Consider the following 10,512-nt stretch of genomic DNA (forward strand, 5'->3'; position numbering starts at 1 on the left):
TCGTTTTTCTGCAACACCAGCGGAGTTATCAAAACACCTAGCTCAACTACTTGATTTCGTTCAGCTTTTCTTGTGCTGCAGAAGCAGGAGGCGAACTATAGCAAACCGGAACAGGAGTGCGCAAGGGCTCTCATGCGTATGTCGCTCATCCGCCGCACCCAAGTACGATTGACGTTCAAAAGATAATGGCCGAGTATGTGCGATCGCTGCGCTGCTCTTCCTATCATTCGCCCGAAAGATATCGGTGACCCTCGACGCCAACCAGATCCTGGCACTCGCCCCCGACCCGGCCTCGGCAAAAGCCGGCAGCCAATTGGCGGCAGCGCATCATTGGTCGAATCTCGGCAAAAGCAGTGCCGCTTTATGGGGTGAATGCCAGGGCAGCGGCAAGACACCTTATAGAACACAGATCGATTTGAATGGCCCCGCCTTCAAATGCAGCTGCCCCAGCCGCAAGTTCCCCTGCAAGCACGGCCTCGGCCTCTATTTATTAACGGCCTCCTCGCCGGCGCTATTCGACACGAGCGCAGAGCCGCAATGGGTCAGCGACTGGCTGAACAGCCGGCAGGCACGCCAGGAAAAGAAAGGGGACAAGGCCGCGGCTGTATCGCAGGACCCGGCAGCGGTTGCCGCAGCGGCGGCCCAGGCCCGCAAACGTGAAGAAAAACGCGAAGACAAAGTCGGCGCCGGTATGCGCGAACTGCAGACCTGGTTGCACGACCTGGCGCGCGAAGGTCTCGCTGCGATGCGCTCGCGCGGTCAGAGCCTGTGGGACGGCATCGCCGCACGCATGGCCGATGCCCAGGCGGCGCCGCTGGCCCGCCGGCTGCGCCGGGCCGGCAATCTGCTGTACCAGTCGAATCTGCGCAATGCCGACGGCCTGGTGGCGAACGAACTGGCTTCGATCTACCTGCTGACCGAGGCCTGGCAACGCCTCGACGGCTTGCCGCCCGCGCTGCAAGCCGACGTGCGCGCACTGCTCGGCTGGACAGTGAGCCAGGACGAGGTGCTGCGCCAGCCCGGTGTCGAGGGCCGCTGGGAGGTGCTGGCCCAGACCACCTTCGACGACGAACGCCTGCGCGTGCGCGCGACCTGGCTATATGGCGGCGGCAAGGAAGCACGCTGGGCCCTGCTGCTGCAGTATGCGGCCGGTACCCAGGGCTTCGACCTGCAGCTGGCGCCCGGTACGGCATTCGACGGCGAATTATGCTTCTACCCGAGCGCCTGGCCGTTGCGCGCCCAGGTCAAGCGCCAGGAGAACATGCGTCCGCTGAGCGCCATGGCCGCGCCGCCCTCGGATCTCGACAGCCTGCTCGACACCTACGCCCATGCGCTCGCAGCCCAGCCTTTCCTCGAGCGTCATCCGGTGCTGCTGGACGGCCTGGTGCCGGACGCCGCCGACCTTGCGGTCCTGCGCGACGCCGGCGGACGCGCGCTCGCCCTGCATCCGGACTTCCGCCATCCCTGGCATCTGCTGGCACTGAGCGGCGGCCATCCGCTCACCGTCTGCGGCGAGTGGGATGGACGTACGCTGCTGCCGCTGAGCGTCTGGCACGAAGGCCGCCTGCTCAACATCGACGGCGACTTCGTCTAAGGAACAGCCCGAGCATGAACGACGACCTGCGCCAGCGTCAGCAATTGTTGAAGATCGGGACCGCACGCGCCGGACGCGCCCCTGCCCCGCCCGCCGCACCGCTGGACGCGCTGTTCCAGCAAGCGCCGGCGGACCAGCCGCAGCTTGAGGCCGAAGCCACGCTCTGGCGCTCGCTCGGCGCGCTCGACCTGTGGGAACGCAGCGGCTTCCTGCCGCCTACCGGCGCGGCAGCGCAGACACCCGACACCGCAGCGCCCGAACACTTGCGTGCCTGTCCGCCGCGAGCGGAAGCGATCCTCGCCATGCTGCTGCGCGGCGCGCATCCGGTCGGGCTGCAGTCCGAGTGGCTGCGCCTGCTGCAGCGCCATGGCGGCCATCTGCCGGCACGCCTTCTGCCGCGCATGTTCGATGTGGCCACGCGCCAGCCAGCCCTGCGCGCGCAACTGCTGCCGGTCATCGGCGAACGCGGACAGTGGCTCGCGCGCCTGCATGCGGACTGGGCCTGGGCCGCCGCGCCCGCCGATGAGGGCAAGGCCGCGTGGGATACCGGCATGCCCGAACAACGCCTGGCCGCCTTGCGTGCATGGCGCGCACGCGACCCGCAAGCGGCGCGCAATGCGCTGGCCGCCGCCTGGACTAGCGAAACACCGGAACAGCGTGCGGCCCTGCTGCCGGCGCTAAGCGTCAATCTCGGCCTGGCCGATGAAGCCTTCCTCGAAGCGGCGCTGGATGACCGCCGCAAGGAAGTGCGCAGTGCGGCCCAGCGTCTGCTGGCCTCTCTCCCCGGATCAGCGCTGGGCCAGCGCATGCTGGCGCGCCTGCTGCCGCTGCTGCGCGTCGAGAAGCCGTGGCTCGGCAAGGCGCGGCTCGACCTGAGCCTGCCGGAAGCCTGTGACGCGGCGATGCGGCGCGACGGCGTTGGCGCATCGGCGCATCCGGCCATCGGCGAAAAGGCCGGCTGGGTCGTGGACATGCTGGCGGCCATCGACCCGCGCACCTGGCTGCGGCAGTTCGAGAGCACCCCGCACGCTTGCCTGGCCATGGCGGACGCCAGCGAATTCAGGGCCGCCCTGATACGCGGCTGGACCCTGGCTGCGCTCCGCCAGGCGCAGCTCGACACCTCGCCCGATGCGATGGCCTGGCCCTATGCCCTGGCGCGCTACTGGATCGAAGCCAACGTGGTACAGCGCGAAGCCGTGCCCGACGCGCTGTTCGACCTTATCCGTGCGCGCTTTTCGGAAGACCCCGACGCTTCGACCGCCCTGCTCGACGTGTTCCAGGCGCACTGGCTGAAGGAAGGCGAAGTGGCCCAGCAACTGCACCGCGTGCTGAACACAGCGCCGGACACCTGGTCAGCGGCGCTGACCAGGCGCTTTCTGCTGCTCCTGCAAACCAGCCGCCCGACGCTGCTGCAGCCGGGCCAGCCCTGGATTGCCCGCCTGGTGCTGCCCGCCTTCGCCAGGGTCGCCGATCCGGCTTCTGCCGCTGCGACTGAGGCCCAATGGCGCGCCAGCGTCGGTGACAGCAGCGACTGGCGCACACCCATCGACAACTTCTTCGATCTCGTGCGCCTGCGCCACGAGATGATTCTTTCATTCCAGGAGCCCGCATGACCGCCCTCGATTCCGTCCTCCGCCAGCACGCGGAGCAGCAGTACGCCGATGAGCTGGAGGCCTTGATTGCCCAGGACACGCGCCAGCGTCCGCCGCGCTGGAAGATGTCGCCGTGGGCGGTGTCGACCTATCTGCTCGGCGGCCGGCTGGAGAACGGCGTGACGATCAGCCCCAAGTACATCGGCAATCCACGCGTGATCGAGATCGCCGTGGCCACGCTGACCACCGACCGCGCCCTGCTGCTGCTGGGCGTGCCCGGCACCGCCAAGTCCTGGGTCTCCGAGCATCTGGCGGCGGCGATCAGCGGCGATTCGACGCTGGTCGTGCAGGGCACCGCCGGCACCAGCGAGGAAGCCGTGCGCTACGGCTGGAATTACGCGCAGCTGCTCTCGAAGGGGCCGTCGCAGGACGCCATCGTGCCCAGTCCCGTGATGCGCGCGATGCGCAACGGGAAGATCGCCCGCATCGAGGAGCTCACCCGCATGCCGGGCGAAGTGCAGGACAGCCTGATCTCGATCCTGTCCGAGAAGGTGCTGCCGATCGCGGAGCTGGACGACGAAGTGCTGGCGCAGAAGGGTTTCAATATCATCGCCACCGCCAACGACCGCGACCGCGGCGTGAACGAGCTGTCGAGCGCCCTGAAGCGCCGCTTCAACACGGTGGTGCTGCCGCCGCCGCGCACCGCCGACGAGGAAGTGCGGATCGTCGAAACGCGTGTGGCCAGCGTTGGCCGCGCGCTCGAGCTGCCGGCCGAGGCGCCGGCGCTGGAAGAGATCCGCCGCATCGTCACCGTGTTCCGCGAATTGCGCGAGGGCGTGACCGCGGACGGCAAGACCAAGCTGAAGGTGCCCAGCGCCAGCATGAGCACGGCGGAGGCGATTTCGGTGATCACCCACGGCATGTCGCTGGCCGCGCACTTCGGCGATGGCGTGCTGCGTGGCGCCGACCTGGCCGCCGGCATGGTCGGCGCGATCGTCAAGGATCCGCTGCAGGACCGCGTGGCCATGCTCGAATACCTGGAGACGGTGGTGAAGGAGCGCGACGGCTGGAAGGACCTGTACCGCGCCTGCCGCGACGTGATGGAATAAACCGCGATGAGCGTTCACCTGTTCGGCATCCGCCACCATGGCCCCGGCTGCGCGCGCAGCCTGGGCGAGGCCCTGCGTGCGCTGCAGCCGGACTGCATTCTGGTCGAAGGCCCACCGGAAGCGGATGCGCTGGCGGGCTTCGCCGGCCATGCGGACCTGACGCCGCCGGTGGCCCTGCTGGTCTACGCGCCGGCCGATCCGCAGCGCGCGGTGTTCTATCCGTTTGCCGAGTTTTCGCCCGAGTGGCAGGCGCTGCGCCATGCGGCCGAACATGGCGTCGATCTGCGCTTCTGCGACCTGCCGCAGAGCCAGCGCTTTGCCCTGCGCGCGGCCGAGATCGAAGCCAGGGCCCAGGCCTTGCGTACCCAGCTGCCGGACGAGGCCGAACCGGATGCCGCGCCGGACGTCGATGCGGCGCCCGAGCCAGCCGCGCCGGCGCCGGCAGGACACGACCTGCACACCGATCCGCTGCGCTGGCTCGCCCACGCCGCCGGCTACGGCGACACCGAAACCTGGTGGGACCACCTGGTCGAGCAGCGCACCGACAGTCTCGACCTGTTCGCCGCCATCGCCGAAATGATGACGGCCCTGCGCGACGCCGCCGGCCCCGTTACCGACCAACTGGAGATGAAGCGCGAAGCCTATATGCGCACGGCGATCCGCCAGGCCGTCAAGGAAGGCCGCGAACGCATCGCCGTGGTATGCGGCGCCTGGCACGTGCCGGCACTGGCGGTACTGCCCAGCGCGAAAAGCGACGCCGACCTGCTGCGCGGCTTGGCCAGGGAAAAAGTCGCGGCGACCTGGGTGCCGTGGAGCCACGGCCGCCTGACTTTCGCCAGCGGCTACGGCGCCGGGGTGACGGCACCCGGCTGGTACCGCCACCTGTGGCGTCACCAGGACCGCGCCGCCCTGCACTGGCTGACCGAAGTCGCGACGCTGCTGCGCCGGCACGACCTCGACGCCTCGTCGGCCCATGTGATCGAGGCGGTGCGCCTGGCCGAGACGCTGGCGGCCTTGCGCGAGCGCCCGCGTCCCGGACTCGACGAGCTGATGGAGGCGGTGCGCGCCGTGTTCTGCTACGACAGCGACGCACCGCTGCAGCTGATCCAGCGCGCCCTGCTGGTCGACGAGCTGCTGGGCAGCGTGCCGGACGACGTGCCGGCGGTGCCGCTGGTGCAGGACGTGTTCGCGCAGCAGAAGCGCCTGCGCATGGCGGTGCGCGCCGACGCCACCGACCTCGATCTCGACCTGCGCCAGCCCGCCCACCTGGAAAAGAGCGTGCTGCTGCACCGCCTGGCCCTGCTGGGTGTGCATTGGGGCCGCCGGCAAACGGTGCGCGGCAAGACCGGCACCTTCCACGAGTTGTGGCGCCTGGCCTGGGAACCGGAATTCGCGGTCGACCTGATCGCCGCCAGCCGCTGGGGCGGTACGCTGGAAGCGGCGGCGGGCAGCCTGGCGGCCGAGCGCGCCGCCAAAGCCGAGGGTCTGCCCGAGCTGACCGCGCTGATGGAAGTCGTGCTGCTGGCCGACCTGCGCGAAGCGGTGGCGCCGCTGATGGCGCGCATCCAGGATGCGGGAACGCAGACGGCGGACCTGGGCCTGCTGCTGTCGGCGCTGCCGCCGCTGGTCAACGTGCTGCGCTACGGCAGCGCGCGCAAGGTCGATACGGCCTCGCTGTCGCACGTGGTCGACGCTCTGGCCACGCGTGCCTGCATCGCCCTGCCGTATGGCGTGCGCGGTCTGGCGGACGATGCGGCAGCGGAGCTGCTGACCCGGATCATCGCCGCCGACCAGGCGCTGCGGCTGCTGCAGGATGAAGCCCATCAGGCGGCCTGGTTCGGCGCCCTGGGCACGGCGGCCGTCAGCGATGTCGCGCACCCGATGCTGAGCGGCCGCTGCGCGCGCATCCTGACCGAGCACGGCGAATGGAGCGCCGAACGCGCCGCGCAGCAGCTAGCCCTGCACTGTTCGTATGGCGTGCCGTCGCTGGCCGCCGCGCAGTGGCTGGAGGGCTTCCTGCAGGGCAGTGGCGCGCTGCTGGCTCACAGCGACACGCTGTGGGATATCGTCAACGGCTGGCTGCTCGCGCTACCACCGGATACGTTTACCGAGCTGCTGCCGCTGCTGCGCCGCACGGTGGCGACCTTCAGTGCGCCGGAGCGCCGCGAACTCGGCGAGCGTGCCGCACATGCGGGTGGCGCGGTGACGATCGCGCCGCAGGCGGCGGTCACGGTCGACCCGGTGCGGGCCCAGCGCGTGCTGCCGATTCTCCACACCCTGCTTGCGCCCCGGGTGCAGCCTTCCCAGGAGACCGTCCATGAAGAATGAAGACCGCAGCGCGGAAGCGGCGCGGCGCTGGCGCCTGGTGCTCGGGCAGGATGCCATCGGCGCAGTGCCGCTGAACGTGGAAGACGCCGCGATCGACGGCGCGATCGACGCTTTATACGGCACGTCCGAAAGTGCGAAGGGTGGGCTGGGGGCATCGGCGCCGCGCGTGGCGCGCTGGCTGGGCGACATTCGCGAATACTTCCCGTCCAGCGTGGTACAGGTGATGCAGAAGGATGCGCTGGAGCGCCTCGGTCTGCAGCAGATGCTGTGCGAGCCGGAGATGCTGGCCGCGGTCGAACCGGACGTCCACCTGGTCGCGGCGCTCTTGAGCCTGAACCGCGTCATGCCCAACAAGACCCGCGCTACCGCCCGCAAGGTGGTGGCGAAAGTGGTGGAGGAGCTCGAGCGCAAGCTGGCCGCGCCGATGCGCCAGGCTGTATCGAGCAGCCTGAATCGCGCCACCCGCAATCTGCGGCCGCGCCATCAGGACATCGACTGGCTGCGCACCATCCGCGCCAACCTGCGGCACTACCAGCCGGAGTACCGCACCATCATCCCCGAGACGCGGATCGGTTTCGGCCGGCGCGGGCGTTCGCTGCGCGACATCGTGCTGTGTGTGGACCAGAGCGGATCGATGGCGTCCTCGGTCGTGTACGCAGGCGTGTTCGCGGCGGTCCTGGCGAGCATCAAGGCGGTCAGCACCTCGGTGGTGGTGTTCGACACGGCGGTGGCGGACCTGACGCCGCTGCTGTCCGATCCGGTCGAGGTCCTGTTCGGCACCCAGCTGGGCGGCGGCACCGACATCAACCGCGCGCTGGCCTACTGCCAAGGCTTGATCACGCGCCCGCGCGAAACCATCTTCGTGCTGATCAGCGACCTCTACGAGGGCGGCAACAATGCCGACATGCTGGGACGCGCGGCGGCGCTGGTCGGCAGCGGCGTGCAGGTGATCGCGCTGCTGGCGCTGAACGATTCGGGCGCGCCTTCGTATGACCACGACAACGCGGCGCGGCTCTCGGCCATGGGCATCCCCTGCTTCGCCTGCACGCCGGACCTGTTCCCGGACCTGATGGCGGCGGCGATCCAGCGGCATAGCCTGGAACAATGGACCTCGAAGGCCGGGATCAATCGTGCTGCCGGTTGAAGACGGCCGGGTTTGACGTTACTGTCGTCCCATGGACAAACAGGCTTCTCAAGAAGAAAAAAACGACCAGGAGATGCGCAACATTATCGAAGAAGCGCGCTGCATTCTCCCCGGTCTTCAGGCGGTGTTCGGTTTCCAGACGATTGCCGTGTTCAACGAACGCTTCACGGATCTGCGCACCTATGCGCAGGTCTGCCACCTGGTCGGGCTCGGCCTGATGGTCATCGCGATGGCGCTTCTGATGACGCCGGCCGTGTATTACCGCGCCCAGCACGGTCACGCGACCTCGAGGATGATACGTACCTCGCGCAAGAGTATCCGTGGTGCGCTGATGCCACTGGCTGTCGGGCTATCGCTGGATATGTTGACGGTGATGTCGCTTGCAACCGACAAGCTTTCGCTCAGCATCGCTGCCGCGGTTGCTACTCTCCTTCTGTTTGTGGGACTCTGGTATCTCATTCCAAAAAGCGACCCCATCCAGGTAGCCGAACCACGCGCTTGATCTGTGTTGCAGCGCAGGGGCGTTGTGTGAAGCCCCGAACAGATGAGGCTGCTTGCATCCGGATAATACCTACATGGCCTGTGCAGTACGCAGGCGCCGGAGGAATGCCACGAACTGGGCAGCACTCGTCTACCTGAAGTTCCGATATCGGGGGGAGCACAGACGGAGACGAGTGTCAGCCCAGCCGTTCATGCGGTAGCGAGCACGCTGCCGCACGCGGCTGGATGGCGGCAAGATGTGATCGACGACGGAAACCTTCCGCGCGATGCATCGATGCTGCCGATACACAAGCCCGCCAGTTGACGCGTATGCGATCGGCTGGCGGGCTTTATTGTTAGCGGATGAAGTCGACGAACGCGCGCAGGGGCGCCGGCAGCAGTCGGCGGCCGGGATAATACAGATAGGGACCGCTGAAGCTCGGCCACCAGTCCTCGAGCACCGGCACCAGTTCGCCGCGCTCCAGCCAAGGGCGCAGCCAGTCTTCGAACAGGTAGACGATGCCGAGGCCACCGACCGCCGCCTCGACCGCCAGATCGGTCGCCCCGCCGATCTGCACGAGCAAGGGACCGCCCGGATCGATCTTCACCGTTTCGCCTTCACGCTCGAACACCCACTCGACCATCGCTCCGCTGGCAAAGCGTCCGCGCATGCAACTGTGCGTCAGCAGTTCGCGCGGATGCGTGGGCTGTCCGCGCTGCCGTAGATAGCCCGGCGCAGCGGCCGCGGCCATGCGCTGCACGCGCGGTCCGATCGGCACCGCCACCATGTCCTGCTCGAGCCGCTCTTCGTAACGGATGCCGGCGTCGCAACCGGCCGCCAGCACATCGACGAAGCTCTCCTCGGCGGTCACCTCGAGGCGGATGGCCGGATACGCAGCGAGAAAACGCGGCACGATGGACGGCAGGACCAGGCGTGCCACGCTCATCGGGACGTTCAGGCGCAGCGTTCCCGCAGGTGTGTCGCGAAAGCCGTTGACGACGTCGAGTGCGCTGTCGACCTCATCCAGGGCAGGACCCAGGCGGTCGAGCAGGCTCTGTCCCGCCTCGGTCGGCACGACGCTGCGCGTGGTGCGGTTCAGCAGCCGCACACCCAGGCGCGCTTCAAGCCTGCGTACCGCATCGCTGAGACCGGACGCGCTGCCATCGAGGCTACGTGCGGCATCGCGGAACCCACCTGCACGGGCGACGGCGACGAAGGCGGACAGATCACCGAGATCGATTTTCATTATCTATATTGTTCGTTTTGGCGTACAACCCTTTCGGACTTGACCGGATTGTCACACACATTGACGACGCTTATCGTTGGCATCTTGTTCAATGAAGGAGAAAGCGATGTCCACAATCGATCACGCCGGCACGTATCCGCTGGGCGAAAAACAGGTTCGCCGTCTTGGCTACGGTGCGATGCAACTGGCAGGGCCGGGGGTGTTCGGTCCATTCAAGGATCCGTCGACGGCGCATGCGGTGCTGCGTGAAGCGTTGGCGCTCGGCGTGAATCACATCGACACCTCGGATTTCTACGGGCCGCATGAAACCAACCGCCTGATTCGCGAAGCACTGCATCCGTATCCGGCCGACCTGACGATCGTGACCAAGATCGGCGCGCGTCGGGATGCGCAGGGCGGCTGGTTGCCGGCATTTTCAAAGGCCGAGCTCGAGCAGGCGGTGCACGACAATCTGCGCAACCTGCAACTGGATGTGCTCGACGTCGTCAATTTCCGCAGCATGCTGGATGTGCACGGTCCTGCCGAGGGATCGCTGGAAGCGCCGTTGACCGCGCTGGCGGCATTGCGGGAGCGGGGTCTGATCAAGCACATTGGCCTGAGCAATGTGACGATGAAGCAGGTCGAGGACGCGAAGCGGATCGTTCCGATCGTTTGCGTGCAGAACATGTACAACCTGGCGCACCGGACCGACGATGCCCTGATCGATGCGCTGGCCCTTGAAGGGATCGCTTATGTGCCCTTCTTTCCGCTGGGTGGGTTCACGCCGTTGCAGTCGGGCGCTTTGTCAGCTGTGGCTGCGCGATTAGGCAGAACGCCAATGCAGGTGGCGATTGCCTGGCTGTTGCAGCGTTCGCCGAACATCCTCTTGATTCCGGGGACCTCGTCGGTGGCGCACTTGCGTGAAAATCTGGCGGCGGCCGAATTGCGATTGACGGAAGAGGATATGCGGGAACTGGACCGGATCGGATCCGGCGATAAGGCTGCGTAGAAAAGAGCGTTGAAAAGCAAAAAGCCCGCT

General features: G+C 67.3%; 8 protein-coding genes. 7 read left to right on the forward strand and 1 reads right to left on the reverse strand.

Going from position 1 to position 10,512, the window contains the following annotated elements; genetic code table 11:
* Positions 1-244: 244 nt before the first annotated feature.
* The 6 genes from NX782_RS25740 to NX782_RS25765 are packed head-to-tail and all read left to right on the forward strand — an operon-like array spanning position 245 to position 8,269.
* Positions 245-1,594: an SWIM zinc finger family protein gene (locus NX782_RS25740; protein WP_258848356.1), complete on the forward strand. Its 1,350-nt coding sequence runs from the start codon at positions 245-247 to the stop codon at positions 1,592-1,594.
* Positions 1,595-1,608: 14 nt separating this feature from the next.
* The gene (locus NX782_RS25745) at positions 1,609-3,207 is read left to right on the forward strand and encodes a DUF5691 domain-containing protein (RefSeq protein ID WP_258848357.1); all 1,599 of its coding nucleotides are present in this window, start codon (positions 1,609-1,611) and stop codon (positions 3,205-3,207) included.
* On the forward strand, positions 3,204-4,295 hold the full coding sequence (locus tag NX782_RS25750; protein WP_258848358.1) for an ATP-binding protein: 1,092 nt from the start codon (positions 3,204-3,206) through the stop codon (positions 4,293-4,295). Before NX782_RS25745 ends, NX782_RS25750 begins: the two co-directional genes overlap by 4 nt.
* Before the next feature lie 6 nt (positions 4,296-4,301).
* Positions 4,302-6,623 carry a DUF5682 family protein gene (locus NX782_RS25755; protein ID WP_258848359.1) on the forward strand — a complete coding sequence of 774 codons (2,322 nt, stop codon included), beginning with the start codon at positions 4,302-4,304 and terminating at the stop codon, positions 6,621-6,623.
* Positions 6,613-7,767 (forward strand): VWA domain-containing protein, encoded by a 1,155-nt coding sequence (locus NX782_RS25760; RefSeq protein WP_258848360.1) that lies wholly within the window; start codon positions 6,613-6,615, stop codon positions 7,765-7,767. The genes NX782_RS25755 and NX782_RS25760 overlap by 11 nt, the downstream gene beginning before the upstream one ends.
* Before the next feature lie 31 nt (positions 7,768-7,798).
* Complete coding sequence (locus tag NX782_RS25765; protein WP_258848361.1) at positions 7,799-8,269, forward strand: DUF6328 family protein; 471 nt, start codon at positions 7,799-7,801, stop codon at positions 8,267-8,269.
* A 334-nt stretch (positions 8,270-8,603) separates the two neighbouring features.
* Here the strand turns inward: NX782_RS25765 and NX782_RS25770 are convergent, their stop codons facing one another.
* The gene (locus NX782_RS25770) at positions 8,604-9,494 is read right to left on the reverse strand and encodes a LysR family transcriptional regulator (protein ID WP_258848362.1); all 891 of its coding nucleotides are present in this window, start codon (positions 9,492-9,494) and stop codon (positions 8,604-8,606) included.
* A 106-nt stretch (positions 9,495-9,600) separates the two neighbouring features.
* Here NX782_RS25770 and NX782_RS25775 point away from each other — a divergent pair, with 106 nt between their 5' ends.
* The gene (locus tag NX782_RS25775) at positions 9,601-10,482 is read left to right on the forward strand and encodes an aldo/keto reductase family oxidoreductase (RefSeq protein WP_258848363.1); all 882 of its coding nucleotides are present in this window, start codon (positions 9,601-9,603) and stop codon (positions 10,480-10,482) included.
* Positions 10,483-10,512: the final 30 nt, after the last annotated feature.

Source organism: Massilia norwichensis (assembly GCF_024753245.1).
Classification (GTDB): Bacteria; Pseudomonadota; Gammaproteobacteria; order Burkholderiales; family Burkholderiaceae_D; genus Telluria; species Telluria norwichensis.

Excerpts from the sequence above, each read along its gene's own strand:
- NX782_RS25745 (WP_258848357.1), top strand. The coding sequence starts at position 1,609 with ATGAACGACGACCTGCGCCAGCGTCAGCAATTGTTGAAGATCGGGACC.
- NX782_RS25750 (WP_258848358.1), top strand. The coding sequence starts at position 3,204 with ATGACCGCCCTCGATTCCGTCCTCCGCCAGCACGCGGAGCAGCAGTAC.
- NX782_RS25755 (WP_258848359.1), top strand. The coding sequence starts at position 4,302 with ATGAGCGTTCACCTGTTCGGCATCCGCCACCATGGCCCCGGCTGCGCG.
- NX782_RS25760 (WP_258848360.1), top strand. The coding sequence starts at position 6,613 with ATGAAGAATGAAGACCGCAGCGCGGAAGCGGCGCGGCGCTGGCGCCTG.
- NX782_RS25765 (WP_258848361.1), top strand. The coding sequence starts at position 7,799 with ATGGACAAACAGGCTTCTCAAGAAGAAAAAAACGACCAGGAGATGCGC.
- NX782_RS25770 (WP_258848362.1), bottom strand. The coding sequence starts at position 9,494 with ATGAAAATCGATCTCGGTGATCTGTCCGCCTTCGTCGCCGTCGCCCGT.
- NX782_RS25775 (WP_258848363.1), top strand. The coding sequence starts at position 9,601 with ATGTCCACAATCGATCACGCCGGCACGTATCCGCTGGGCGAAAAACAG.